Genomic DNA, 24,778 nt, shown 5'->3' with positions numbered 1-24,778 from the left:
CCATGGACGCCATCCTCACGGTCGAAAACTTGCGCGCCGGCTACGCCACCGGCGACGTGCTGCAGGGCGTCGCCGTCCGGGTCGGCCCCGGCGAGGTCGTGGGCGTGCTCGGCCGCAACGGTGTCGGCAAGAGCACGCTCATGCGCGCCGTGATCGGTTTGCTCCCGGCGCGCAGCGGCACGATCCGCTTCAAGGGCGAGGACGTGACCGCAAGCAGCGCCGACCGCCGCGCCCGCGCCGGCATCGGCTACGTGCCGCAGGGCCGCGAGGTCTTCCCGCACATGTCCGTCCTCGACAATCTGCGCATGGGCCGGTTCGTGAACGCCGGCCGCGGCACGTTCGCGCTCGACGAGGTCTACGGCTACTTCCCGTTCCTGCGCGAACGCCGCAACCAGCGCGCCGGCACGCTCTCGGGCGGGCAGCAGGAGATGCTCGCGATCGCGCGCGCCCTCGTCAACGGCCCCGACCTCCTCCTCCTGGACGAGCCCTCCGACGGCGTGCAGCCCTCGATCGTGCAGGAGATCGGCGCCTTCATCGTCGAGCTGGTCAGAAAGAAGCCGATCGGCGTTCTGATCGTCGAGCAGAACATCGACCTCATGCAGACCGTGGCACAGCGCGCCTACGTCATGGACAAGGGCCGCGTGGTGGCGACGGTCGACCGCGGCACGCTTCTCGATACTGAGCGCGTCGCCGGGTTCCTCGCCGTCTGACAGGGAGACGAGAGATGGATGCAGGCTGGCTCGAGACGAGCTACATGGCGCGCAAAGGCGTCGCCAGGGGCAAGGCGGGTGCCACCCACGAGCTCACCGAGGCGAAGCAGGGCAAGTACCACTATGTCTACGGGCCCTACGCCGAGCCCGTGCTCAAGATCAAGCCCGGCGACATCGTCGTCGCCGAGACCAAGGACGCGTTCGAGGGCGCCCTCAAGAGCGAGAGCGACCAGCCGACGAAGCTCCTGCACATGCCTTTCCTCAACCCGCAATGCGGGCCGATCGCGGTGGAAGGCGCCGAGAAGGGCGACGTGCTCGCGGTCCACATCCGCTCGATCAAGCCGAGGGGGCCGCAGCCGATCGGCACGACGGCGCTGATCCCGGAGTTCGGCGGTCTCGTCGCCACGACCAACACGGCGCTCCTCAACGAGCCTCTGCCCGAGCGGGTCAAGAAGATGGAGGTGACGGAGGAGGGCATCAGGTTCAACAGCAAGATCACGCTCCCCTACGAGCCCTTCATCGGCACGCTCGGCGTCAGCCCCGAGATCGAGGCCATCACCTCGCTCCAGCCCGACTATTACGGCGGCAACATGGACCTGCCGGACGTGGCGCCGGGTGCCATCGTCTATTTTCCGGTCCACCACAAGGAGGCCTATCTCTATCTCGGCGACTGCCACGCCACCCAGGGCGACGGCGAATTGTGCGGTGTCGCGGTCGAGATGGCATCGACCACGACCATCCAGGTCGACCTGATCAAGAACTGGCCGATCGCCTGGCCCAGGCTCGAGAACGAGCGGTTCATTATGACCATCGGCAGCACCCGGCCGATGGAGGACGCCGCCCGCATCGCCTATCGCGAGCTCGTGCGCTGGCTCGTCGAGGATTACGGCTGGGACAAGTACGAGGCCTATTTCTTCCTGACCCAGGCCGGCCGGGTGCGGCTCGGCAACATGGTCGACCCGAAATACACGCTGGGCGCCTCGATCCCGAAGCGCTATCTCGCCTGAGCGGCAGCAGGCGCCGGGAAGCCCGTAGCCGGCCCGAGCGGTTCGCGATAGGACGGTCTCGAGCCCAACCATCCGGACGAGCCACGCCATGCCCGGCACGCCTGCGCTGATCGCGATCGATTGGGGGACGACCTCGTTCCGGGCGGCGCTCCTGGACGGGACGGGTGCGATCCTCGACCGGCGCACGGCGGCGGCCGGCATCCTGCAGGTGGAAGATCGCGCCTTCGCCGCCGTCGTGCGGTCCGAGCTCGGCAGCTGGCTCGAGCGCTGGCCCGGCCTGCCGCTCTATGCCAGCGGCATGATCGGCAGCCGGCAGGGCTGGGTCGAGGTCCCTTACGTCCCCTGCCCCGCCGGGCTCGCCGAGGTGGCGGCGGCCGTGGTCCGGCACGCGGCGGACGGGCTCGCGCTCTCCTTCGTGCCGGGGCTGAGCCGGACCGACGCGGCCGGCGTTCCCGACGTGATGCGCGGCGAGGAGGTGCAGGTGCTGGGTGTCGCCGACGCTGCGCGCGACGGGCTCGTCGTGCTCCCCGGCACCCATTCCAAGTGGGTGCGCGTCGCCCGGGGGCGCATCGTGGCGTTCCACACCTTCATGACCGGCGAACTCTACGCGGCCTTGAAGGGCCACACCATCCTCGGCCGGCTGATGCGGGGCGAGGCGGAGGACGCGGCCGCGTTCGCCCGCGGCGTGCGGCGGGGTGCGGAGGAGCCGGCGCTCGGCCATGCGCTGTTCAGCGCCCGCACGCTGCCGCTCATGGGCCTTCTGCCCGAGACCGGGGTGGCGTCCTATCTCTCGGGGCTTTTGATCGGCGCCGAGATCGCGGGCGGGCTCGGGCTGGCCGGCACCGTGCCGGCCGAGGTGCCGGTGGTCGGCGACGCGCGGCTGCAGCGGCTCTACCACGCCGCCGGTCAGGTCCTGAACGTGGGCTTCGTGGCGGCACCGGGCGACGAAGCGTTCCGGGGCTGCCTCGCGCTGGCGAGGCAGCGGGGAGACGTGCGATGACGAGCCTCGCCGACGCGCTGCGCGAGCTGCCGTTGGTCGCGATCCTGCGCGGCGTGCGGCCGGAGGAGGTGGAGGCGGTGGCGCAAGCGCTGCTCGAAGAGGGCTTCCGGCTGATCGAGGTGCCGCTGAACTCGCCCGAGCCGTTGACGAGCATCCGCCGGCTCGCTGCACGCTTCAACGATCGCGCCGTGATCGGTGCCGGGACGGTGCTGAGCCCGACGGAAGCCGAGGCCGTGGCCGCCACCGGGGCGAAGCTCGTGGTGGCACCGAACATGGACCCGGCCGTGATCCGGGCAGCCAAGGGCAAGGGCCTGTGGTGCCTGCCCGGCGTGGCGACGCCGAGCGAGGCGTTCGCGGCGCTCGCGGCCGGTGCCGACGCGCTCAAGGCCTTTCCGGCCGAAGGCCTGCCGCCCGCGGTGATCAGAGCGTGGCGGGCGGTGCTGCCGAAGGACGTCCCCATCCTGCCGGTCGGCGGGATCGAGCCCACCACCATGACCGCCTACCGCGAGGCGGGTGCCGCGGGCTTCGGGCTGGGCGCGGCGCTCTACAAGGCCGGGATGTCGGTCGCGGCGGTGCGAAGCCGCGCGGCCGCGTTCGTGCAGGCCTGGCGGCTCTATCCGGGCTGAGGCCGGGCGCGGCCGGGGAGCAGCATCGTCCGCGGCGGGCGTCCTACCATCGAAGCTTCCTTCGGTCTCGGTCGGCTCGGCAAAGGCCGCCGATTCGTTCGTGGCATCGGGTGGCGTGAACGGATCGCGACGGTGGTGAGGCGATGGCGTGGACAGAACCAGCGGTCCCGTCCTTCACGCCAGCATCGGCATGGTGAAGGAAGCCACGCCCCGCTCTCTCCCCGGAGAGGGGGGAAAGGATCGGGTCGGGTGTGTCCGAGCGCTATCCCTTCACCGCCCCCAGCGTCAGCCCGCGCACGATGTAGCGCTGGGCGAGGAGTGCTATCACCACCGGCGGGATCATGGCGGTCATCGCCCGCACCCCCATGAACCAGAACTGCACGCCGCGCGTGTCGATGGCACCCGCGATGTGGACCGGCACGGTGAGCGCGTTCTGGCTCGCGAGCGCCACCGCGAACAGGAACTCGTTCCAGGAGAAGGCGAAGATGATGAGCCCGGTCGCGGCCATGGTCGGAGCGGCGAGCGGCAGCGCGATCCGCCAGAACGCCCCCCAGTGCGAAGCGCCGTCGACGAGTGCCGCCTCCTCGAGCTCGACCGGAAGATCGAGGAAGGCCTGACGCAGGATGACGACGACGAACGGCAGGACGAAGGTGGCGTCGATCAGGACGAGGGCGAGGCGCGTATCGAGCAGGCCCAGCGTGCGCATGACGAGGTAGAACGGGATCACGGTCGCGACCGGCGGCAGCACGCGCTGCGAGAGGAACCAGATCGCGATGTCCCGGTTCGGCCAGCGCTCGAAGCGGAAGCGCGCGATGGCGTAGGCTGCGGGCGTGCCGAGCAGGAGCGCCAGGAGCGAGGCCGAGACCGAGACGATCGTGCTGTTGGCAAGGGCGCGGAAGGTCTCGGGTGTGCCGATCTGGTCGATCCAGTTGTCGAGCGTCGGCTGGAAGTTGACCCACGGGATGCCGAAGCCCGCCACCGTGAAGGTATCGATCGGGTTGCGCAAGGATTGCGAGAACGCCCAGTAGATCGGAAACACGAAGACGAGTGCTACCGTCACCGCCGCGAGGAAGGCGATCGAGTCGGCGAAGCTCGCCGTCAGCGGACGCCGGGGTCTAGGCATAAGTTTCCCTCATCCGGCGGAAGAACAGCGTGATGATCACCATGACGACGGCGAGCAGCCCGTAGGCCATGGCCGAGGCGTAGCCGACGTCGAAGAAGCGCAGGCCCGTCCGGAAGGCCAGCATGGAATAGGGCTGGGTCGCGACGCCGGGGCCGCCGCCGGTGAGCGCGAAGGGGATGTCGAACAGCTTCAGGGCCTCGGCGAGCCGGATCAGGAGCACGATCGTGATGGTCGGCACCATGAGCGGCAGCAGCACCCGGAACAGAAGATCGAAGCCCGAAGCGCCGTCGATCCGCGCCGCCTCGTAGAGATCGTCCGGGATGCCCTGCAGCGCGGCGAGGAAGACGAGGAAGCAGAACGGCGTCCACTGCCAGGTATCGACCAACGCCACCGAGAACAGCGCCCAGCGCGGGCTCGAGAGCCAGGGTATGCCGGTCCAGGAGAGCGGTCCGCCGGCCTCGTAGAAGATCGTGAAGAAGACGTAGCCCGCCGCCAAGGGTGTGGCGAAGATCGGCAGGATCATCATGGTGCGGAGCACGCTGCGCCCCATGATGTGCCGGTTGAACAGGAGTGCGAGGAGAAAGCCCAGCGTGAGCTGCAGGGGCACGGCGACCAGCACGAAGACGAGCGTCACCCGCACCGCTTCGCGCACCTGCGGGTCCTCGAGAAGCCGCGCGAAGTTGTCGAGGCCCACGAAGGTCGAGGTCGTGACCGGCTCCTTGATCACGACGTTCTTCATCCGCGGCCGCCCTTGCGAATCGAGCACGGGCTTCCCGCCCGCATCCAGCACCGGCTCCTGGACGCGCTTCACCTCCACCTTCTGCTCGACCTTGTAGAAGGCGAGATAGAGCGAATAGCCGAGCGGGAAGATCGTGAGCGCCAGCACCCAGATCACCGCCGGCAGGAGGAAGAGGAAACGGATTCGGCTTTTCCAGCGCATCCGAGGTTCCGCCGTTGGGAGGTGCGGCCGAAGGCGTTCATGGTACCGGGTACCATGAACGCCGGCTGAGCATCGGCCCCGGCCCGCCGGGGGCCGGCGCGATCACTGGCCGTAGCCGATCGCGGCCCGGTAGTCCTTGAGCTGCTTGTCCCGGCCGATCCGGTCCGTGACCGCCTCCCAGGCCGTGGCGGTGTCGTCGAGCGCCTGCTTGGCACTCTTCGAGCCCGACATGGCGGCCGAGAGGTTCTTGTCGAGGATGTCCCAATATTCGAACGTGCCGGGAATGCGCAGGTAGGTCAGGGTGGTGGGCGCGTAGAACGTCTCCTTGTAGGCGTGGGTGTAGGACCGCGCGTCGTCCGGGTTCCAGCCCGCCTTGACGTACTCGTCGACCGTCGCCGTGCCGCCGTCCTCCTTCAGGAACTGGTAGCTGTAGCCGGGATCGACGCCGTCCCAGCCGTACATCGCCATCATCTTGCTCACCGGCGGCATCGCCATGAGCGAGAGGAAGGAGTAGGCCGCCTCGGGATTGGCCGAGAAGTTCGAGATCACCCCGTGCCAGGAGCCGCCCGTGGTGTTGCCGACGAGCCTGGGCTTGTCGAGCTTTACCCACTTCTGGTCCTTGAAGCTCCAATATTCGTCGGAGGACGGGATCACCGCCGCGGCGCAGTCGCCCTGGATCTTCGAGCGCGACTTGTCCTGGCAGAGCGCCCCCACGTCGCCCCAGCTATAGACGAACACCGCCTTGCCGCGCAGGAAATAGTCCCATGCCTCGCCCAGGGACCAGCCGACCTGCGCCGCCGGGCCCGTCTTGTGGAGCTCCTGCAGGAACTCGAGCGCCTTGACGTGGCCGGGGCTGTTGATCAAGGGCTTCATGTCGGTGGGATCGAACCAGTAGACGTTCTCGGTCCGGGTGACCTTGTCGCCCGGATTGATGACGAACGAGGCCGACATGGACTGGAAGTGATAGTGCCCCTGCTCGCCCACCTTGAGATGGAGCACGGTGCCGCTGTCCGGATCGGGGTCGTTGCTGTCCCAGTTCTTGCCGTTGAAATATCTCGATATGTCGAGAAGCTGCTGCCAGGTCGTGGGCGGCGAGGGCAGGTCGTAGCCGAACTGCTGCTTGAACGCCGCCTTGTGCTCCGGGTTCTCGAGGACGCTCTTGCGGTAGTAGAGCACCTGGCCGTCGGCATCGTTCAGGATGCCGTAGGACTTGCCTTCCCACTGATGCAGCTTCTTCAAGGACGGCGGCATGACGTCGTAGGACCATTTCGGGTACTTGCCCGACGCCATGAGATCGTCGATCTGGTAGGCGTAGCCCGCCGGCACGATGTCGCCGTACCAGAACGCACCTACCATGAAGGCGTCGTACTGGCCGGTGCCGTTGCGGAGATCGAGCATCATCTTGGTGTAGTGCTCGGCGAACGGCAGCTCGACGATGTCGACCTTGCCGCCCGAGAGCTCCTCCCAGATCGGCCGGAAGCTGTAGAGCGGCCCCGAGATGCCGCCCTTGGGGCCGGCACCGTTGACGGTGACGGCGATCTTCACGCCCTCGAACGGCTTCTTGCCGGGGCCGAACTCGGAGCCGAGATCGGACTGCTTCACGACGATGACCTGGTTGTCGTACTCGGGCCCCATGTGCAGCGCCACGGTCCCGTCGTCGCGCCACTCGACCCGGCTGTCCTGGGCCACGGCCCCGCCGGCCACGAGCGCCACGAACGCAGCACTGCCGAGCAACGCAAAAAGCTTGCCCATGCGAACACCTCCCTGATCCCGCCTGCCGGCACGGTCGTTCCCTCGCCGTGCCATGCGTACGATGATGAAATGATTGGAGCGTCTATCGCGACGCTTGGCAAGCAGAGAACAACTGCTGCTGGCATATTTGCATCGAGAGATGGAGCGACCTCGCAGCCGGTCCGGACGACCGGCCGGGCCGGCTGCGCTCTTCCATGCCCGCCGCAGCGCCCCGTCGCCGCGACCGTGCCGCCGAAGGGCCGGAGCCGCCACATCCGCTCGGGGTTCTCGCGGCTCCAGCGCCGCATCGACCGCTGCGCCGCCGCGTGCGCGCCGTCCGGAAGTTTGGGGCACCTGCCGGCGTGGACGGCGGATGCAGCCCAACTTTTGAGCCCCCTGCCTCTCCGGATGGATCCTTTCGTACCTTCGTACTGCATGTCATGCTGAACGGAAGGTGCGGCCGGGAGCAGACCGGGCCGGACGAGCCAGAGGAAACGCGCCATGCGTCACGCGATGGCGAGGCACCGGCGGTTGGGACTGCTCTGCGTGGCGATCGCGGCCTGCGGCCTGATCCAGGCGGTCCGCGCCGCCCCGGAGGCGCGGGCCGGGAATCCCGACGGAATCGCGCAGCCCGCGCTCCCGGGCAAGTTCTACCGTGTCCGGCCCGACCTGCGCCGCTGCGTGTCGCCTTTGTGCGGCGGCTACTGGGTCGCCCTCGTCAACCGCGCTGCGACGGCCTGCGCCGACGGCACGTCGAGGCCCGAGTGCTACGTGGCCAGGATCGATCGTGGCTCGGCGTCGGCCGCAGGTGCTGGCCCGATCGCCCTCGTGCGCGGCGAGCTGCGGAGCGAGCGGTTCCCCGGCTTCGGGCAGCTCGGGGTGCTGGTGGCGCGCCAGGCCTGGCGGGCGGCCGGCCGTGCGCCGGCGACCGGGACCTGGTTCGGCCTGCGCGACGTCGGGATCCGCTGCATCGCCGCCCCCTGCTTCTCGATCGAGGCGCGCGTCCTGAACACGCCGGACACGCGCCTCGTCTCGGGGGTCGACCTCGACGGTGTGGCTGCCGGGCGCACGGATCGGGAAGCGGGCTACGCCGCGCTGTCGAGGAAGGACGGGCTGATCGCGACGGGCAGGAACGTCCCGGTCGCACACGCGGGCCCGGCCGGCAACGGTGTCGCCATGGTGGCGAGCCAGTTCTTTCTGCCGCTGACGCCGTAGGCCGGGATGCGGGCGATCCCGCCACCCGACCACTTGTGCCGGAAGGACGGCGACCGCACGGCATCGTCCGCCACGAAGCTCGCCGGCCCCGTTTCCCGCCCGCGGACACTCCAGGCGACGATGCGAGCGAGAGGCGAGCATGACGACGATCAGCGGCACCGCTGACGATGAGTTCCTGCGCGGCACCGCCGCCGCCGACCGGATCTTCGGACGCGGCGGCGACGACCAGCTCGTCGGCCGCGGCGGCCCGGACCTGCTCGTCGGCGGGCCGGGGCACGACCGGCTGGACGGCGGCCCCGGTGCCGACCGGATGGTGGGCGGGATTGAGGACGTCGGCTTCATCGGCGGGCCGGGCACGGATACCTTGCGGCTCGAGGGCACGGCCGCCGCCGACCGGCTGCTGGTCTCGACCGGCATCGCGTTCGACGACCCCGGCACGTTCGTCTTCCGGGACGATGGGTCGTTCGGTGGCGCATCGCTGTCCGAGGTGGAGCAGCTCGTGATCGACGGCCGGGGCGGCGCCGACCGGCTCGTGGTCGAGGCGGTGTTCGGCACCCGGTCGATTCCCGTCCTGGGCGGCCAGGTCGAGGTGATCGGCCCCGACCGGCTGACCTTCGACGGTGGCGACGGGAACGACACGCTCGACGGCACCGCGGCCAACGGTCCCCTGACCGCGCGGGGCGGCACGGGCGACGACCGGCTGAGCGGCGGTCTCGGCGACGACGTCCTGACCGGTGGCGGCGGCGACGACACGATCTCGGGCGGCGACGGCGCGGATCGCCTCTGCGGGAACGCCGGATCCGACATATTGGTGGGCGGCCCCGGTGACGACATCCTGACCGGCGGCCCTGGCGCCGACAGCTTCGTCATCGGTCCCGATGCGGATCGGGACACCATCACCGATTTCACCCGAGGGGACGACCGCATCGACCTCGCGGGCTTCTGCCGGATCCAGAATTTCGGCCGGCTCGCGCCGTTCATCGGCACCTCGGGCGGCGACACCGTCGTCGACGTGTCGGCCGCCGCCGGCGAGCCTGCCGGCACGCAGATCGTGACCGTGGCGCACGTCACGGGTCTCCATGCCGGGGATTTCCTGCTGTAGAAGCCGCGCCGAAAGCCCTCGCGCGGAAAGCGGCTCGGGCGTGCGCCGATGCAGGTCGCGCCGCGGCGCTCCCGGCCCGTCACACCGCGACGTCGCGGTAGAGCTCGTCGAGCGGCACGAGTGCCGACGGCACAGCGCTCTCGAAGCCGGCGCTGCCGACATGGTCCTGCACGATCCAGCGTGCCCGCTCCCGCCGAGCCTTGGGCCCTACCAACGGACCGGCACGCCGTAGCGTCCGATCAGCGGATCGGCAGTGAGCACCATGCGCCCGGTGCGCTGCGCCACGGCGACCAGCGCCCGATCGAACGGATCGGCGTGGAGCGGCGGCAGCCGCGTCGCCTGCTCGGCGGTAGCCGGATCGAATGGCAGAAGCACGTAGCCCTGGCCCGAGAGCATGTCGGTGAGCGTGGGCCAGCCCGGCGCTACGATGTCGGGCAGCTTGCCGAGCCGGGTCTTGATCGCGATCTCCCAGACCGTGGTCGCCGCCACGGCAACTCTGCCCGTGTCATTCTCGAGCAACGAGCGCAGGCTCGACGGGAAGCCGGGGGCGGCGGTATAGAAGCCGATCAGAGCACAGGCGTCGGCGAGATAACGGCTCAAGCGAGCCCCCAGCCCGCCAGCTCCTCCTCGCCCATCGGCGCCAGCGCCGCCGCGACGTCCGCGTCGGTCAGGCCGGCGCGCTCCATGGCGGCTCTGGCCGAGCCGAACATCGGGCGCTCACGCGGCCGCTCGTACGGCACCAGTCGCGCCACCGGCACGTTGCGGTTGGTGATCACCACCTCCTCGCCCTGCTCCACCGCCTGGAGCAGCGCCGAGAGAGTGGTCTTGGCCTCGTAAACGTTCACACGGCGCATGTCCGCCTCTTTCATGGTCAAGAAAGAGACTAGGTCATATTCTTGGCTAGATCAACCCCGACAGCCTCCTCCCACCTCTCACGGCAGCGCCCGCAGGTACCGGATCGGCCGGCCGCGCGAGGCCGACTGCGCCGCGTGGACGATGGCGTTCGCGTCGATGCCGTGATGCCGGTAAAGGTCCTGGATCGCGCCGGTCTGGCCGAAATGCTCGACCCCCAGCGCCTTGACCCGGTGCCCGTGGACGCCGCCGAGCCAGGCGAGCGTCGCCGGATGCCCGTCGAGCACGGTGACGAGGCCGCAGTCGCGCGGCAAGGGGGCGAGCAGCCGCTCGATGTGGCTCATCGCGTTCCGCTGGCCGCGCTGGCGCGCGCGCTCGGCCGCCTGCCAGCCGGCATTGAGCCGGTCGGCCGAGGTCACGGCGAGGAGCCCCACGTCGCGCCGGTCCTCGGCGATCAGGCCCACGGCCTCGATCGCCTCGGGTGCCACCGCCCCCGTGTACGCGATCACCGTGTCGGCGTTGGGGCCGGGGCGGCGCAGCCAGTAGGCGCCGTCGATGATGTCGCGCGCGAGATCCTCGGTCATCGCCCGCTGCGGCTGCTCGATGATGCGGGTGGAAAGGCGCAAGTAAACCGAGCCGCCGGTCTGGTCCCTGAGCCAGGTGCGCTCGTCCGGATCGCCCTCGCCGTCGCGCTGGAGATAGTCGAACGCCCAGCGCAGGATCACGGCGAGCTCGTCGACGAAGGCGGGCTCGAACGCGGCGAGCCCGTCCTGCGCCATGCCGATCAAGGGGGTGGCGATCGACTGGTGCGCCCCGCCCTCGGGGGCGAGCGTGACCCCCGAAGGGGTCGCCACCACGACGAAGCGGGCGTCCTGGTAGCAGGCATAGTTCAAGGCATCGAGGCCGCGCTCGATGAAGGGATCGTAGAGCGTGCCGATGGGCAGGAGCCGCTCGCCGAAAAGAGAATGGCTGAGGCCCAAGGCCGAGAGCAGGACGAACAGGTTCATCTCGGCGATGCCGAGCTCGAGATGCTGGCCCTTGGGCGAGAACTCCCAATGGAACGGCGAGGGGATGCGCTCGTGCTTGAAGATGTCGGCCATCTCCTCGCGCGCGAACAGCTTCCGCCGGTTGACCCAGCCGCCGAGATTGGTCGAGACGGTGACGTCGGGCGAGGTGGTGACGACCCGCTCGGCGAGCGACGTGCGCGTGCCGGCGAGCTCGCTCAGGATCAGGCCGAAGCCCTGCTGCGTCGACATCTCGGCCGCCGGCCGGAACGGCAGGCTCTCCGGCACCTCGACCCGCGCCGCCGCGAGCCGCCGGCGGCCTTTCCGGGCGAACGGCACGCTTTTCAGAAACGCCTCGAGCTCGGCCGCCGGGAGCGACAGTCCCTCGAACCGGTCCCACTCGTGGCCGGGGCGGATACCCATCGACTCGCGCAAGGCCTCCATCTGCGCCGGCGTCATCAGCCCGGCATGGTTGTCTTTGTGCCCCTGGAACGGCAGGCCGTAGCCCTTGATGGTGTAGGCGATGAAGCAGACCGGCCGGTCGTGGCGGATACCCTCGAACGCTTCCAGCAGGGTCGGCAGGTCGTGCCCGGCGAGGTTGGTCATGAGCCGGGCGAGCTCCGCGTCCGAGCGCCGCTCCAGGAGGGCGGTGACCTCGCCCTGGTCGCCGATCTCGTCCATGAGGCGCTTGCGCCAGGCGGCCCCGCCCTGGTAGCAGAGCGCGGCGTAGAGCTGGTTCGGGCAGTGGTCGATCCAGCGCCGCAAGGCCTCGCCGCCGGGCTCCTTGAACGCCTTTTCCAGAAGCGAGCCGTATTTCAGGATCACGACCTCCCAGCCGAAGTTGCGGAAGATCGATTCGAACCGCTGCCACAGGCCTTCGCGGATCACGGCATCGAGGCTCTGGCGGTTGTAGTCGATGATCCACCAGCAGTTCCGGAGTCCGTGCTTCCAGCCCTCTAGGAGGGCCTCGAAGATGTTGCCCTCGTCCATCTCGGCGTCGCCGATCAGGGCCACCATCCGGCCCTCCGGCCAGTCCTTCGCCCAGCCCTTGGCCTTGACGTAGTCCTGCACCAGCGAGGCGAAGAGGGTCTGCGCCACGCCCAAGCCCACCGAACCCGTCGAGAAATCGACGTCGTCCACGTCCTTGGTGCGCGAGGGATAGCTCTGCGCCCCCTTCCAGCCGCGGAAGTTCACGAGCTTCTCCCTGGTCTGGTTGCCGAGGAGATACTGGATCGCATGGAACACGGGCGAGCTGTGCGGCTTCACCGCCACGCGGTCTTGGGGGCGCAGCACGGCGAGATAGAGGGCGGTCATGATGGTGGCGAGCGAGGCCGAGGAGGCCTGGTGTCCGCCCACCTTGAGCCCGTCCCGGTTCTCGCGCACGTGGTTGGCGTGGTGGATCGTCCAGGACGAGAGCCACAGGATCTTCTTCTCGAGCTCGGCAAGGCAGGCGAGGCGGGCGTCTGGCATCGTGGCGGTCCCCGAGGGCAGGAACGATGGTGCCGCATCCTAGCAGGCGAGCGGGCGCGATCCACCCGCCCGTGCTCGACAAGGCCGCACGGACGCGGCATCAGCGAAGACGGCAAGGAGGAGGCGGACGATGCGGGTCGCGTGCATCGGCGAGTGCATGATCGAGTTCCGGGAGCTGCCGGACGGGCTGTTCACGCGCGGCTACGGCGGTGACACGCTCAACACCGCGGTCTACCTGGCACGGCTCGGCGTGCCGGTCGACTACGTGACGGCCTTGGGCGACGATTCCTGGAGCGAGGAGATGCTGGCCGGCTGGCGGGGCGAGGGTGTGGGCACGGACCGGGTCTTGCGCATCCCCGGCCGCCTTCCCGGCCTCTACGTCATCCAGACCGATGCACGTGGCGAGCGGCGCTTCTCCTACTGGCGCGACACCGCACCGGCGCGCGAGCTGTTCGACCGGCCGGAGACGGGGGCGCTCGCCGAGGCGCTCCTGGGCTACGATCTCCTCTATCTCTCCGGCATCAGCCTCTCGCTCTATGGTCCCGTGGGCCGCGCGCGCCTGCACGAGGCGCTGGAGCGGGCCAGAGCGCACGGAGTGCGGATCGCCTTCGACACCAACTTCCGCCCGCGCGGCTGGCCCGATCCCGCCACGGCGCAGGCCGCGTTCGCGGCGGCGCTCGCGAGCGCCGACTTCGTCCTCGCCTCGACCGAGGACATGCGGCTCCTGTTCGGCGCGGACCGCCCCCCTGCCCTCATGGCCCACGCCGGGCGGGCCGAGATCGTCCTGAAGCTCGCCGAGCCCGCCTGCGCCGTGCCCGCCGGCCGGCCGGAAGAGCGGATCGTGCGCGCCGGGCCCGTGGCGGACGTGGTCGACACCACCGCCGCCGGCGACAGCTTCGCCGCCGCCTACCTCGCCGCCCGCTTGCGCGGCGCCGCGCCCGCGGCCGCCGCCGCGGCCGGGCACCGCCTGGCGGGTGCCGTGGTCCGCCACCGCGGCGCCATCATCCCGAGAGAGGCGATGCCCTCGGACCTCACAGCACCTTCCCCGGATTGAGGATGCCCTTGGGATCGAGCGCTGCCTTCAGCGTGCGCATCAGCGCCAGCTCCTCGGGGCTCCGGGCGTAAGGCAGCCAGCGCTTCTTCGTGGTGCCGATGCCGTGCTCGGCCGAGACCGTGCCGCCGCGCGCCGCGACGGGTTCGTAGACCGCGCGCTCGATCGCCTCCTTGGGCTGCGGGTCGGCCCCCGCGACGGCGGCGACGATGTGCAGGTTGCCGTCGCCGATATGGCCGTAGAAGAGCGCCGTGATGCCGGGAAGCTCGGTCAGAAGCCGCTCGCGGCAGGCCGCGACGTAGTCCCCCATCGCACCCGTCGGCAGGCCGACGTCGAAGCTGAAATGCGGCCCCAGCACCTGCCGGAACTCGCCCGCGGCGTCGCGCAAGCTCCAGAACGCCTTGACGTCGCCGAGCGAGCGGGCGAGCGCTGCGTCCGCGAGCAGGCCTTCCTCCAGCATGGCCTCGAGCCAGGCCTCGAAGCGCTGTCCGTCCGCGGCCTCGTCCGTGCCCTGCGCCTCGACCAGGACGTAGAGCGCGTGGTCCCGGTCGAGCGGCGCGCGGACATGCGGCATCCGGCCGGTGACGAAGCGGTAATAGTCGCCCCACATCACCTCGAACGCCGAGAGCATGGGCCCGAGCCGGGCGCGCGCCCCCTGGAGCAGGCCCAGGACCGCCGCGAAGCTCGCGAGCGCGCACAAGGCGGCGTGCACGCAGCGCGGCCTGGGCTGCAGGCGCAGCACGGCGCGGGTGACCACACCCAGCGTCCCCTCGCTGCCGATGAAGAGGTGCTTCAAGTCGTAGCCGGCATTGTTCTTGATGAGCCGGTTCAGGCTCGTCACCACCGTGCCGTCGGCCAGCACCACCTCGAGGCCCAGCACCATCTCGCGGGTCATGCCGTAGCGGATCACCCGGTTGCCGCCGGCGTTGGTCGCGATGTTGCCGCCGATGGCGCAGGAGCCGCGGGCACCCAGATCGAGCGGGCAGAAGAAGCCCGCCGCCTCCGCCGCAGCTTGCACCCGCTCGAGCGGCGTGCCGGCCATGACGGTCATGGTGGCGGTGGCGGGGTCGATCGCCTCGATGCCCGCCATGCGCTCGAGCGAGAGCGCCACCTCGCCCGCACCGGCGCGCGCCCCGCCGCAGAGCCCGGTGAGCCCGCCCTGCGGCACGACAGCCTGCCCGTGGGCGTGGCAGATGCGCAGGGCGGTCGCCACCTCCTCGGTCGCGCGCGGCCGCACCACGGCGAGCGGCCGGGTCGGCGGCAGGCCGCTCCAGTCGGCGCGGTTGCGTTCCGGAACCGCTTCCCCGGCGAGCACCAGCTCGGGACCGAGTGCCGCCAGCAGCGCCTCGACCACGGGCTTCACCGGCCCGTCTCCATGACGGCGCGGATGGCGGCGAGGTGCGTGCCCGCCGCCTCGCGTAAGAGCACGCTGTCGCCGGCGCCGGCGACGAGGCTGTAGCCGTCGCGGAACAGCCCGCCCGTGTCGCGGCGCGCGCTCGGCACCGTGCCCAGGGGCTTGCCGGCGGCGCGGATGCCGGCCTCGGCCCGGCGCACGAGCGCATCGACCTCGGGATGGTCGAGCTGCTCGAGCCGGCCGATCGAGCCCGCGAGGTCGTTGACCCCGATCAGCACCATGTCGACCCCGTCCACGGCCGCGATCGCTTCCGCCCGTTCCGCCGCGGCAGCGCTCTCGATCTGGACAATCAGGAACAGCTCCTCGTGCGCCCTTGCGACGTAGCCCTCGGCAGTGCCGTAGCCGGAGCAGCGCATGGCCGGCGCCGCATAGCCGCGGCGGCCGCGCGGCGGGTAGCGGCAGGCGGCGACGGCGGCCGCGGCCTCCTCGGCGGTCTCCACCATCGGGATCATGAGGGACTGCGCCCCCAGATCGAGGATGCGCTTCAAATAGACCTGATCGTTCCAGGGCACGCGGACGATGGCGGGACAGCCCACGGCCGCGCTCGCGCGCAGCATGTGGGCGGCATCCTGGAGCGAGCCCGCGCCGTGCTCCTGGTCGACGATGAGAAAATCGAAGCCCACGGCCGCCATGAGCTCGGCCACGGCCGGGCTCGCGAGACTCAGCCATGCGCCATAGACCCGCTCACCCCTGGCGATGCGTCGCTTCAGGCGGTTCTCCTGGAACATGCTCGTCGGACCTCCCCGATCGCGGCGCCGCGCCGCGCCGCGCAGGCGTAGCCTCCGGCCGGAGCGTTTGTCGAGCCCCGCGATGCACGGGCCGCGGACCGCTCATCGGGCTGCAGCCATGATGCGGCACCGGCCAGGTCGGTATCATCCCCGGCCCTCGAGGAGAGAGATGTCCCGACCGCCGGCTCGGCCGGAACTCGAGGACGCCGTCGTCGAGCCTCGCCTTGCCCAAGGCAAGCCCTGCCGGGATAGCGACCGGGGAGCGCTTCAGCCGGCGCGAACCGCGGCCAGGTGCCGGGCGAAGGACGGATCGCGCATCAGCGCCTTGCAGCGCGCGAAGCGGTTGGCGGCATAAGCCCAGAAATCGTCGGCCGGGTTGCGGTTCGCGTGCTGGATCAGGCCCCACAAGGTCCAGAGCAGATCGCACATTGCCTTGTAGATCACCATCCGCCCCCGATCGGCCGGGCGCGGCGGCCCCTCGAAATAGGCCTCCAGGAGGGTCTCGTCCTGGGCCGCGTCGAACCCGCCCTCGACGGAGAGATCGCCCAGATCCCACATCGGATCGTTCATCCCGGAATATTCCCAGTCCACGATCCACATGCGCCGGCCCGTGTCGAGGAAGTTCTCGCACAAGGGATCGCAGTGGCAGGGTGCGAGCGGGACCGGATGCGCCGCCAGCGCCTCGCGCACGGGGCCCGCCTCGCGCACGACGTCGTGGTAGCCCTCGGGCAGCTCCGCACCCAGACGCTCGAGCACGGCCAGATAGTCGTCGATCATGGCGAACAGCTCGAAGCGGAAGGCGAAGCTCTGGCCGCTGCGGTGGAGGCGGGCGAAGGCCCGGCCGGCGCGGGCGACGGCCCCGGCGTCGGCGCGGAACCGCTCGGGCGACATGGTGACGGCGTCCTCGACGAACCGGGTCAGCATCAGCCCGGACTCGTCGATGTGGAGGAGCTCGGGCGCCACGCCGGCCGCGGCCGCGGCGCGCGCGTTCACGGCCTCCACCTTGCGGTCGATGTAGGCTTCCGTGCCGGCACCCGGGATGCGCAGGCAGAACGCCTCGCCGGCGAGTTCGACCTTGTAGACGAGGTTGGTGAGCCCGCCCATTCGGGTGAGCCGGGCCGCATCCGGGTCGCGCCCGGCCAGGACGGGAATGCGCGCGAGGCTCGCGCGGGCCTGCTCCTCGCTCACGGCTGCGCCCCTCCCCTTCAATGGCCGATATGGTAGTAGGTCTCGAGCACGTGCCGGGCCTGCCGCTCGGCGGCGGGCCAGTCCCATGCGGCCTCGGTGAACCGGTCCGGCGACAGGCTGCGCACGTAAGGCGACGGCTCGGGCTCGAGCAGCGCTTCCACCACGTGCCGGCCGATCCCGGCCGAGCCCGAAACGCCGTGCGCGTTGCAGCCGATGGCACAGACGAAGCCCGGCACGCGCCGGCTCTCGCCGACGATGAACCGGCCGTCGGGGGTGAAGGTGGGCCAGCCCGTGAACACGTGCCGGACGGGCTGGTCGGCGAGAGCGCCGCCGAAGGGGCGGAACTGCTCCATGAAGCTGGCGAGCACCGGCCAGTCCTCCTCGATCGGCGGCAGAGGATCGGCGAGCCCGTAGCGGCGCGGATCGAGCGAGAGCGCTGCCGGCTCCCAGCCGCCGAGCAGCAGCGCGTTGACGTCGGCGCGGGCGTAGAGCGTGGCGTCGGGCAGGCGCAGGACCGGCATCTCGGGCCGGATCCAGTCGGTGGGCGTCGTGATCACGTAATGGTGGCGGACGGGAAAGACCGGCAGCTCCAGCCCGACCAGGCGGCCGATATGGTAGCCGTGCGCGCCGGCCGCGGCGATCACGGTCTCGCAGGCGATCTCGCCCTCCTGCGTGCGCACCGCGGCGACCCGCCCGCGCTCGAGCCTGATCGCTTCCACACGGGCATTCGTGCGAAAGCGGACACCCTTCGCCCGCGCCGCGTGCTGGTAGGCGGCGACGAGGTCGGCCGGCTGGAGATAGCCGTCGCTCGGGCACCACAAGATCGCCTTCGCCGCCGCGAAGTCGAGGCCCGGCCAGAGCCGCTGCGCGGCCGCCGCGTCCAGAAGCTCGGTCTCGAGCCCGGCCGCGTCCGCCACCGCCATCAGGCGGCGGAATTCCGCCACGCGCTCCTCGGTCTGGGCGAGGCGCAGGCTTCCGGTCTGGCGCCAGCCCGGCTTCACCTCGGCCTCGCGCTCGAGGCGCGAGAAGGTCGCGACCGACCACATGGCGAGCCGCGTGCGCTCGGGCGAGCTGCGCACCTGCCCGACCAGGCCCGCGGCCTGGGGGCTCGTCACCGTGCACAGCGCCGGCTCCTTCTCCAGCACGAGGACGTCCGCGACCCCGGCTTCCGCGAGCTGGAAGGCCACGCCGGCCCCGATCGCCCCGCCGCCGATGATGACGATGCGTGCCTGGTCCATCATGCCTTCACCCGGGTCAGCTTGGGATCGTAGGGCGGCTCGAGGAACGGGGTGGCCGGCACCCGGAAGCCCGCGACCTCGAGCTCGTAGCTGCCGGCCATGACGTAGGCCGGATCGACGCCGGCCGGGTCGCGGACATAGCCGTAGCCCAAGGGCTTGCCCAGCGTGTAGCCGAAGCCGCCGCTCGTGAGCCAGCCGCAGCGGCGGCCGTCGCGGTAGATGGTCTCGCGGCCGAGCAGGACCACGTTCGGGTCCTCGACCATGAAGCCCGCGAAGAGACGCGGCAGCGGCCGGCGTTTCTGCTCGAGCAGCGCGTCGCGGCCCAGGAAGGGCGTGTCCTTGCCGAGCTTCACCGCCCAGCCGAGGCCCGCCACGAGCGGGCTGTGGTCGGGGCCGATGTCCGAGCCCCACGCACGGTAGCCCTTCTCGAGCCGCAGCGATTCGATCGCCCGATAGCCGGCATTGGCGATGCCGTGCGCCCGGCCGGCCGCCATCAGCGCGTCGTAGACGGTGGCCGCGAACTCGGTCGGCAGATGCAGCTCCCAGCCGAGCTCACCGACATAGGTGACGCGCAGCGCTAGCACCGGCGCACCCGCCACGGTGATCGTGCGGCAGGTTCCGAACGGGAAGGCGGCATTCGCGAGATCGTCGCGCGAGCAGACCGCCAGCACGTCGCGCGCGCGCGGCCCGAACAGGCTCAAGGTCGCATGGGCCGAGGTCACCTCGACCAGGTGCGCGTCGAGCCCTGCGGGAATGTTGCGGGCGATCCAGTCGGCATCGTGGGTGGCGAAGCCGGTGCCGGTGACGAGATAGAAGCGGTCCGGCGCCAGCCGCGCCACGGTGAGGTCGCACTCGATGCCGCCCTTCCGGTTCAGCATCTGGGTGTAGGTGAGCCGGCCCGGCGGCTTCGCGACGTCGTTGGCGCAGAGCCAGGAGAGGGCCTTCTCGGCGTCGCGACCGACCACGAGGAACTTCGCGAACGAGGACTGGTCGAACAGCGCCACCCGCTCGCGGCAGGCCGCGTGCTCGCGGCCGACCGCCTCGAACCAGTTGGGCCGCGCGAAGGAATAGCGGTCGGCGGCCTCCTCGCCGGGCCGTGCGAACCAGTTCGGCCGCTCCCAGCCGAGCTTCTCGCCGAACACCGCCCCTTGCGCCCGCAGCCGGTCGTAGAGCGGCGAACGCCGCAGCGGACGGCCGGAGCGGTGTTCCTCGCCCGGCCAGGCCAGGGTGTAGTGTTTGGCATAGGCCTCGAGCGTGCGGGCGCGGACCCAGCCCTCGTCCAGGTGGTTGCGGCCGAAGCGGCGGATGTCGACCGGCCAGAGATCGAACGGCGGCTCGCCGCGCGCGACCCATTCGGCGAGCGCCATCCCGGCCCCGCCGGCGGATGCGATGCCGAACGCGTTGAAGCCGCAGCCGACGAAGAAGTTCCTGACCTCGGGCGCTTCGCCCAGGATGAAATTGCCGTCCGGCGTGAAGCTCTCGGGGCCGTTGATCATCCGCTTGATCCCGGCCCGCTCGAGCGCCGGCACGCGGCCGAGGGCGAGGCGCATGATCGGCTCGAAATGGTCCCAGTCCTCGTCGAGCAGCGCGAACTCGAAGCCCTCGGGGATGCCGTCCTCGGCCCAGGGGATCGGGTTCGGCTCGTAGCCGCCCATCACGAGCCCGCCCACCTCCTCCTTCCAGTAGGTGAGCCGGTCGGGATCGCGCAGGGTGGGCAGGTTCGGCGTCACCCCCTCGATCCGCTCGGTGATCACGTACTGGTGCCTGACCGGAACGAGGGGAATGTTGACGCCGGCGAGCCGGCCGAGTGCGCGCGACCACATGCCGCCGCAGAGCACGAGGCGCTCGCAGGCGACGGCACCGCGGTCGGTCGTGACGGCGCGCACCCGCCCGTGCTCGACCGAAATCCCGGTGACCTTCACCTCCTCCACGATCGTGACACCTGCAGCGCGCGCGCCCTTGGCGAGTGCTTGGGTGATGTCGGAGGGGTTCGCCTGGCCGTCGGTCGGCAGGAAGGCGGCACCCACCACGTCGTCGACCGTCATGAGCGGCCACAGCTCCTGCGCCTCCTTCGGGGTCAGAAGGTGCATCTCGAGGCCGAAGCTTTTCGCCGTCGTCGCCTGCCGGCGCACCTCGATCCAGCGGTCGGGATTGCAGGCGAGCCGCAGGCCGCCGTTACGCTTCCAGCCGGTGGCGAGACCGGTCTCGGCCTCGAGCCGCTCGTAGAGCGCGACCGAGTAGCCGAGGAGCTGGGTGATGTTGGCGCTGGTACGGAGCTGCCCGACGAGGCCGGCCGCGTGCCAGGTGGAGCCGGCCGAGAGCCGGTGCCGTTCGAGCAGCAGCACGTCGGTCCAGCCCATCTTGCCGAGATGATAGGCCACGGAGCAGCCGACGATACCGCCGCCGATGATGACGACGCGGGCGGAGCTGGGAAGGTCCTGCATCAAAGGTCCATCTCGTCGAAGGTGGCGAGTGCTCGCTCGAAGCGGGCGAGGTTCTCGGCCGTGTAGGCGGCGAAATCGAACGCAAGCGTGGCGTGGAGCTCCGAGACCATGCTCCACATCGCCTCGCGCAGGAGCGAGGCCACGAGCATGGCCTGGGCGCGGCGGCGCAGCTCGTCCGTGACGGGCCGGTCGAAATAGGCCTCGAGCAACCACGAGCGCTGCGCTTCGTCGAGTTCGTTGTTGGAGGCGAGGCCGCCGAGGTCGAACAGAGGACTGTTGAAGCCGCCATAGTCCCAGTCGATCAGCCAGAGCCGGCTGCCGTCGTCGATCAGGTTGGCGGCGAGGAGATCGTTGTGGCCGTAGACGAGCTCGACCGGCCCCACCGCCGCCTCGAGGCGCTCGGCCGTGGCGAGCCAGTCCGGCAGCCGATGGGCGAGGCGGAAGCCGCCTTCCCGCAGCGTGTGGGCGTAGTCGCGCAGCACATGGAAGACCCAGAACACGAGCGCCGGCCCGCGCAGGTGGCGCTGGATCTCGCGATGCGCGCGCCGCACCAGCTCCAGGACGCGCGCGAGGTCGCGGCGCACGTCCTCAGGCGTCAGGGTCCGCCCGTCGATGTGCGCGAGGACGAGGATGCCGGGCTCGGCATGGACCACGGCGGGCGAGACGCCGGCTGCGAACGCGGCCCGGCTCGCGGCGAGCTCGTTGAAGCGCATGACGCCGTGGTGCGGGATGTCGTCGCCGACCCGGACGACGAAGCGGCGGCCGCCGTCCTCGACCAGGAAGTTCGTGTTGGTGATGCCGCCGCCCAAAGGCTGCGGGTCCACGGGCCCCCGCCACAGCGGCAGGGCGGCGACGCGCGCTTTCCGGTCCATCAGGCGAGCCCCAGCCGACGGCGCAGCCGCAAGGTGCCGGCGGCGAGCAGCCGGTCGGCGATCATCGCGACCGCGGCGACGCAAAGGCCCGCGATCACGCCGCGGCCGACATCGGCCTTGGCGAGCGCCATGTAGACCTCCTGGCCGAGATCGCGGGTGCCGACGAGAGCCGTGATCACCAGCATCGAGACCGCGAGCATGATGGTCTGGTTGAGGCCGAGCAGGATCTCCGGGAGCGCGAGCGGCAGGCGGATGCGGGTCAGGAGCTGGCGCTTCGTGCAGCCGTTGGCGATGCCGGCCTCGACCAGCGGCGGCGGCACGTGGCGCAGCCCGTGCGCCGTGTAGCGGAGCGCGGGTGCCACCGCGTAGAGGACGATCGCGATCATGGCGGTGAAGTCGCCGACCCGGAACAGCATCACGACCGGGATCAGGTAGACGAAGCTCGGCAGGGTCTGGAGCAGGTCGGTCACGGCCTCGAGCACGCGCCAGAAACGGGGGCGCAGCGCACCGGCGATGCCGGCCGGAATGCCGATCAGGGCCGCGATCACGACCGACACGCCGCAGAGATAGACCGTGATCATCGCGTTCTCCCACTGGCCGGCGAGGGCCACGAAGCAGGCGAGGGTCGCGACCGTGACGGCGAGGCGCCAGCCGCCGAGACGCCAGCCGGCGACGCTCAAGAGCAGGAGCATCCAGGGCCAGGGCTGGGCGAGGAGGAAGCGCTTCACCGGAACCAGCAGGTTGAGCAGCGCCACCGTCTTGAACGCCTCGAGATCGTCGAACAGGTGGAGGTTCAGCCAGCGGACCAGCGCGTCCCAGAACGGCGCGGTCGAGACCTGCCAGGCCGCGGGATAGGTGGCGAGCGCCGGCAGGGGATGGGCGAGGCCCCAGAGCAGAAGGGCCGCGGCTGCCGCACCGGCGAGCCGGCGGCCGGCGTGGCGCCGGTCCCCCTCGTGGCGCCGCGGTGTCGCCGCCTGCGCCGCCAGCGCCTGCGACAGCCGGTCGAGCGCGATCGCAAGGAGCGTGATGGCGAGCCCGGCCTCGAGGCCGTGGCCGATGTCGAGCCGCCGCAGCGCCGACAGCACGTCGAAGCCGAGACCTCCGGCCCCGATCATCGAGGCGACGATCACCATGTTGAGCGAGAGCATGATGACTTGGTTCACGCCCAGCATCAGGCCGGGACGCGCCACCGGCACGAGCACCCGCCAGGTGAGCTGGCCGCGCGTGCAGCCCGCCATCCGGCCGAACGACACCACCTCCTCCGGCACGGCGCGAAGGGCGAGGATCGTGACCCGGATCATGGGCGGGATCGCGTAGAGGACGGTGGCGATCATCGCCGCCACCGGCCCGAAGCCGAACAGGAACAGGATCGGCACGAGATAGGCGAAGATCGGGACCGTCTGCATCAGGTCGAGCACCGGCGTCATCGCCCGCTCGAACGCGCGCGAGCGGTAGCCGGCGATGCCGAGGAGGAGCCCGCCCGCGGCCCCGAGCGGCACGGCGACCACGATCGAGGCGAGCGTGGTCATGGCGCTGGCCCATTGGCCGAATACGGCGAGATAAAGAAAGCAGCCGCCGACCAGGGCCGCGAGCCCGGGCCCGCCGGCGTAAGCACCGAGCGCCGTCGTCAGCAGCAGGACCGAAAGCCACGGCAAGGGCGGGGCGAGCTGCACCGCCTCCGCGCCCTGCCCCGCCACGAAGCCGTTCACGAGCACGGCCTTGGCGAGCGCGAGCGGCCAGTCCAGGAGCCAGGCGAGGCCGCGCGTGAGATCCTTGAAGGCGAGCGGCCCGAGCCGCGCCTCGGGGCCGACGAGCCAGGCCATGGCGGCCGAGACGTCCGCCGCCAGCGGCGGCTGCCAGTCGCGCGGGAAGCGCACGGCCCAGCGCGGCAGGGCGCTCGCCGGCGCGAGGTAGAACGCGAGCGAGACCGCGAGCGCCGCGGGCCACAGCAGGATGCCGGCCGCCCGGGGCAGGCGGATGTTCGGGGCGGCGGCACCGGCGGCGGCGGTCGCCATCACCGCGGCTCCCGCCCGACCAGGACCGCGACGACCGCCTCGCGGTCGAGCACGCCGAGGAGCGTCCCGTCCTCGACCACCGCGAACGGCCGGCCGGCCGCCTCCACGGCGGCGGCGACGTCCGCGATCCTGGCTTTCGGCGAAACCTCGCCGGCGAAATCGCCGGCACGACCGTTCACCGGCCGCATGACGCTGCGCACGGTCAGGATCCGCGCCCGTGGCGCCTCGCGGGTGAAGGCGGCGACGTAAGGGTCGGCCGGGGCCAGGACCAGCTCCTCGGGTGTGCCGGTCTGGACGATGCGGCCGTCGCGCATGATGGCGATCCGGTCGGCGAGGCGCACGGCCTCGGCGAAATCGTGGGTGATGAAGACGATCGTCTTCTTCAGCACGGCCTGAAGGCGCAGGAACTCGTCCTGCATCTCGCGCCGGATCAGGGGATCGAGGGCGGAGAAGGGCTCGTCCAGGAACCAGAGTTCGGGGCCGACGGCGAGCGAGCGCGCGATGCCGACCCGCTGCTGCTGCCCGCCCGAGAGCTCGCGCGGGAAATGGTCCTCGCGGCCCTGCAGGCCCACGAGCCGGATCATCTCGCGCGCCCGCTCCTCGCGGGTGCGCCGGTCCACACCCTGAACCGCGAGCGGGAAGGCCACGTTGCCCAAGACGGTGAGGTGCGGAAGCAGCGCGAAGTGCTGGAACACCATGCCCATCCTGTGCCGGCGGATGGCGATCATCTCGCGCTCGGACGCGCGCAAGAGATCCCGGCCCTCGAACAGGATCTCGCCCGCGGTGGGCTCGACCAGGCGCGAGAGGCAGCGCACCAGCGTCGACTTGCCCGAGCCCGAGAGGCCCATGATGACGAAGATCTCGCCCTTTTCGACCTCGAGCCCGACGTCGACCACGGCCGGGACCAGGCCGGCGGCGGCGATGGCGGCGGGATCGGCGGCGGCACCTTCGCGTGCGAGGAAGCTCTCGGCGCCGTGACCGAAGAGCTTCCAGACGTGGCGGCAGGCGAGCGCTGGCTCGGCCAAGGCGGGGCTCCTTTCCCGTCGAC

General features: G+C 70.9%; 22 protein-coding genes. 7 read left to right on the top strand and 15 right to left on the bottom strand.

Annotated elements, in window-relative coordinates:
• Window positions 1–2: 2 nt before the first annotated feature.
• From U1T56_RS21875 to U1T56_RS21860, 4 genes are all read left to right on the top strand, one after another.
• Entirely contained in the window at window positions 3–710 is a 708-nt protein-coding gene (locus U1T56_RS21875; protein WP_418161634.1) for an ABC transporter ATP-binding protein, read from the top strand.
• 14 nt (window positions 711–724) lie between these two features.
• Window positions 725–1,717: an acetamidase/formamidase family protein gene (locus U1T56_RS21870; RefSeq protein WP_418161633.1), complete on the top strand. Its 993-nt coding sequence runs from the start codon at window positions 725–727 to the stop codon at window positions 1,715–1,717.
• A gap of 88 nt (window positions 1,718–1,805) precedes the next feature.
• Window positions 1,806–2,717, top strand: a complete 912-nt coding sequence (locus tag U1T56_RS21865) for a 2-dehydro-3-deoxygalactonokinase (protein WP_418161632.1) — start codon at window positions 1,806–1,808, stop codon at window positions 2,715–2,717.
• The gene (locus U1T56_RS21860; protein WP_418161631.1) at window positions 2,714–3,343 is read left to right on the top strand and encodes a 2-dehydro-3-deoxy-6-phosphogalactonate aldolase; all 630 of its coding nucleotides are present in this window, start codon (window positions 2,714–2,716) and stop codon (window positions 3,341–3,343) included. The genes U1T56_RS21865 and U1T56_RS21860 overlap by 4 nt, the downstream gene beginning before the upstream one ends.
• 262 nt (window positions 3,344–3,605) lie before the next feature.
• Here U1T56_RS21860 and U1T56_RS21855 read toward each other — a convergent pair whose 3' ends face one another.
• The 3 genes from U1T56_RS21855 to U1T56_RS21845 form a co-directional block, all read right to left on the bottom strand.
• A complete protein-coding gene (locus U1T56_RS21855; protein ID WP_418161630.1) occupies window positions 3,606–4,466 on the bottom strand; it encodes a carbohydrate ABC transporter permease in 861 nt (286 codons plus the stop codon).
• Complete coding sequence (locus tag U1T56_RS21850; protein WP_418161629.1) at window positions 4,459–5,406, bottom strand: carbohydrate ABC transporter permease; 948 nt, start codon at window positions 5,404–5,406, stop codon at window positions 4,459–4,461. Before U1T56_RS21850 ends, U1T56_RS21855 begins: the two co-directional genes overlap by 8 nt.
• 102 nt (window positions 5,407–5,508) lie before the next feature.
• On the bottom strand, window positions 5,509–7,158 hold the full coding sequence (locus U1T56_RS21845; protein ID WP_418161628.1) for an extracellular solute-binding protein: 1,650 nt from the start codon (window positions 7,156–7,158) through the stop codon (window positions 5,509–5,511).
• Window positions 7,159–7,638: 480 nt separating this feature from the next.
• Here U1T56_RS21845 and U1T56_RS21840 point away from each other — a divergent pair, with 480 nt between their 5' ends.
• Both U1T56_RS21840 and U1T56_RS21835 read left to right on the top strand, forming a co-directional pair.
• A complete protein-coding gene (locus U1T56_RS21840) occupies window positions 7,639–8,352 on the top strand; it encodes a DUF6748 domain-containing protein (RefSeq protein WP_418161627.1) in 714 nt (237 codons plus the stop codon).
• Window positions 8,353–8,491: 139 nt separating this feature from the next.
• Window positions 8,492–9,454 (top strand): calcium-binding protein, encoded by a 963-nt coding sequence (locus U1T56_RS21835; protein ID WP_418161626.1) that lies wholly within the window; start codon window positions 8,492–8,494, stop codon window positions 9,452–9,454.
• Between the two features lie 79 nt (window positions 9,455–9,533).
• Here U1T56_RS21835 and U1T56_RS21830 read toward each other — a convergent pair whose 3' ends face one another.
• The 4 genes from U1T56_RS21830 to U1T56_RS21815 all read right to left on the bottom strand — a co-directional run bounded on the left by U1T56_RS21830 (window position 9,534) and on the right by U1T56_RS21815 (window position 12,780).
• Window positions 9,534–9,668 carry a hypothetical protein gene (locus U1T56_RS21830; RefSeq protein WP_418161625.1) on the bottom strand — a complete coding sequence of 45 codons (135 nt, stop codon included), beginning with the start codon at window positions 9,666–9,668 and terminating at the stop codon, window positions 9,534–9,536.
• Complete coding sequence (locus U1T56_RS21825) at window positions 9,662–10,054, bottom strand: type II toxin-antitoxin system VapC family toxin (protein WP_418161624.1); 393 nt, start codon at window positions 10,052–10,054, stop codon at window positions 9,662–9,664. The genes U1T56_RS21830 and U1T56_RS21825 overlap by 7 nt, the downstream gene beginning before the upstream one ends.
• Window positions 10,051–10,308 (bottom strand): type II toxin-antitoxin system Phd/YefM family antitoxin, encoded by a 258-nt coding sequence (locus U1T56_RS21820; RefSeq protein ID WP_418161623.1) that lies wholly within the window; start codon window positions 10,306–10,308, stop codon window positions 10,051–10,053. The genes U1T56_RS21825 and U1T56_RS21820 overlap by 4 nt, the downstream gene beginning before the upstream one ends.
• A gap of 78 nt (window positions 10,309–10,386) precedes the next feature.
• Entirely contained in the window at window positions 10,387–12,780 is a 2,394-nt protein-coding gene (locus tag U1T56_RS21815; RefSeq protein WP_418161622.1) for a transketolase, read from the bottom strand.
• A gap of 130 nt (window positions 12,781–12,910) precedes the next feature.
• Here U1T56_RS21815 and U1T56_RS21810 point away from each other — a divergent pair, with 130 nt between their 5' ends.
• Window positions 12,911–13,834, top strand: a complete 924-nt coding sequence (locus tag U1T56_RS21810; protein WP_418161621.1) for a sugar kinase — start codon at window positions 12,911–12,913, stop codon at window positions 13,832–13,834.
• Here the strand turns inward: U1T56_RS21810 and U1T56_RS21805 are convergent.
• The 8 genes from U1T56_RS21805 to U1T56_RS21770 all read right to left on the bottom strand — a co-directional run bounded on the left by U1T56_RS21805 (window position 13,812) and on the right by U1T56_RS21770 (window position 24,755).
• Complete coding sequence (locus U1T56_RS21805; RefSeq protein WP_418161620.1) at window positions 13,812–15,194, bottom strand: FAD-binding oxidoreductase; 1,383 nt, start codon at window positions 15,192–15,194, stop codon at window positions 13,812–13,814. The genes U1T56_RS21810 and U1T56_RS21805 overlap by 23 nt on opposite strands.
• Window positions 15,191–15,973 (bottom strand): HpcH/HpaI aldolase family protein, encoded by a 783-nt coding sequence (locus tag U1T56_RS21800; protein WP_418161619.1) that lies wholly within the window; start codon window positions 15,971–15,973, stop codon window positions 15,191–15,193. Before U1T56_RS21800 ends, U1T56_RS21805 begins: the two co-directional genes overlap by 4 nt.
• Before the next feature lie 267 nt (window positions 15,974–16,240).
• Entirely contained in the window at window positions 16,241–17,161 is a 921-nt protein-coding gene (locus tag U1T56_RS21795; protein ID WP_418161618.1) for a phosphotransferase, read from the bottom strand.
• Between the two features lie 17 nt (window positions 17,162–17,178).
• The gene (locus tag U1T56_RS21790; RefSeq protein WP_418161617.1) at window positions 17,179–18,402 is read right to left on the bottom strand and encodes an NAD(P)/FAD-dependent oxidoreductase; all 1,224 of its coding nucleotides are present in this window, start codon (window positions 18,400–18,402) and stop codon (window positions 17,179–17,181) included.
• The gene (locus U1T56_RS21785) at window positions 18,399–20,846 is read right to left on the bottom strand and encodes a GcvT family protein (protein ID WP_418161616.1); all 2,448 of its coding nucleotides are present in this window, start codon (window positions 20,844–20,846) and stop codon (window positions 18,399–18,401) included. The genes U1T56_RS21790 and U1T56_RS21785 overlap by 4 nt, the downstream gene beginning before the upstream one ends.
• Entirely contained in the window at window positions 20,843–21,715 is an 873-nt protein-coding gene (locus U1T56_RS21780; protein ID WP_418161615.1) for a phosphotransferase, read from the bottom strand. Before U1T56_RS21780 ends, U1T56_RS21785 begins: the two co-directional genes overlap by 4 nt.
• Window positions 21,715–23,730 (bottom strand): ABC transporter permease, encoded by a 2,016-nt coding sequence (locus U1T56_RS21775; RefSeq protein ID WP_418161614.1) that lies wholly within the window; start codon window positions 23,728–23,730, stop codon window positions 21,715–21,717. Before U1T56_RS21775 ends, U1T56_RS21780 begins: the two co-directional genes overlap by 1 nt.
• The gene (locus U1T56_RS21770; protein WP_418161613.1) at window positions 23,730–24,755 is read right to left on the bottom strand and encodes a quaternary amine ABC transporter ATP-binding protein; all 1,026 of its coding nucleotides are present in this window, start codon (window positions 24,753–24,755) and stop codon (window positions 23,730–23,732) included. The genes U1T56_RS21775 and U1T56_RS21770 overlap by 1 nt, the downstream gene beginning before the upstream one ends.
• Window positions 24,756–24,778: the final 23 nt, after the last annotated feature.

This window comes from Benzoatithermus flavus (assembly GCF_037908215.1).
Taxonomy (GTDB): Bacteria; Pseudomonadota; Alphaproteobacteria; order Geminicoccales; family Geminicoccaceae; genus Benzoatithermus; species Benzoatithermus flavus.
The sequence above is the reverse complement of the archived record's forward strand: the minus strand, read 5'-3'. Positions and strand labels throughout refer to the sequence as shown.

What these genes read in the sequence shown, in the direction of transcription:
- U1T56_RS21850 (WP_418161629.1), bottom strand. Translation starts at nt 5,406, where the DNA reads ATGCGCTGGAAAAGCCGAATCCGTTTCCTCTTCCTCCTGCCGGCGGTG.
- U1T56_RS21780 (WP_418161615.1), bottom strand. Translation starts at nt 21,715, where the DNA reads ATGGACCGGAAAGCGCGCGTCGCCGCCCTGCCGCTGTGGCGGGGGCCC.
- U1T56_RS21790 (WP_418161617.1), bottom strand. Translation starts at nt 18,402, where the DNA reads ATGATGGACCAGGCACGCATCGTCATCATCGGCGGCGGGGCGATCGGG.
- U1T56_RS21775 (WP_418161614.1), bottom strand. Translation starts at nt 23,730, where the DNA reads ATGGCGACCGCCGCCGCCGGTGCCGCCGCCCCGAACATCCGCCTGCCC.
- U1T56_RS21800 (WP_418161619.1), bottom strand. Translation starts at nt 15,973, where the DNA reads ATGTTCCAGGAGAACCGCCTGAAGCGACGCATCGCCAGGGGTGAGCGG.
- U1T56_RS21865 (WP_418161632.1), top strand. Translation starts at nt 1,806, where the DNA reads ATGCCCGGCACGCCTGCGCTGATCGCGATCGATTGGGGGACGACCTCG.
- U1T56_RS21835 (WP_418161626.1), top strand. Translation starts at nt 8,492, where the DNA reads ATGACGACGATCAGCGGCACCGCTGACGATGAGTTCCTGCGCGGCACC.
- U1T56_RS21855 (WP_418161630.1), bottom strand. Translation starts at nt 4,466, where the DNA reads ATGCCTAGACCCCGGCGTCCGCTGACGGCGAGCTTCGCCGACTCGATC.
- U1T56_RS21870 (WP_418161633.1), top strand. Translation starts at nt 725, where the DNA reads ATGGATGCAGGCTGGCTCGAGACGAGCTACATGGCGCGCAAAGGCGTC.
- U1T56_RS21875 (WP_418161634.1), top strand. Translation starts at nt 3, where the DNA reads ATGGACGCCATCCTCACGGTCGAAAACTTGCGCGCCGGCTACGCCACC.
- U1T56_RS21840 (WP_418161627.1), top strand. Translation starts at nt 7,639, where the DNA reads ATGCGTCACGCGATGGCGAGGCACCGGCGGTTGGGACTGCTCTGCGTG.
- U1T56_RS21860 (WP_418161631.1), top strand. Translation starts at nt 2,714, where the DNA reads ATGACGAGCCTCGCCGACGCGCTGCGCGAGCTGCCGTTGGTCGCGATC.
- U1T56_RS21810 (WP_418161621.1), top strand. Translation starts at nt 12,911, where the DNA reads ATGCGGGTCGCGTGCATCGGCGAGTGCATGATCGAGTTCCGGGAGCTG.
- U1T56_RS21820 (WP_418161623.1), bottom strand. Translation starts at nt 10,308, where the DNA reads ATGCGCCGTGTGAACGTTTACGAGGCCAAGACCACTCTCTCGGCGCTG.
- U1T56_RS21845 (WP_418161628.1), bottom strand. Translation starts at nt 7,158, where the DNA reads ATGGGCAAGCTTTTTGCGTTGCTCGGCAGTGCTGCGTTCGTGGCGCTC.
- U1T56_RS21815 (WP_418161622.1), bottom strand. Translation starts at nt 12,780, where the DNA reads ATGCCAGACGCCCGCCTCGCCTGCCTTGCCGAGCTCGAGAAGAAGATC.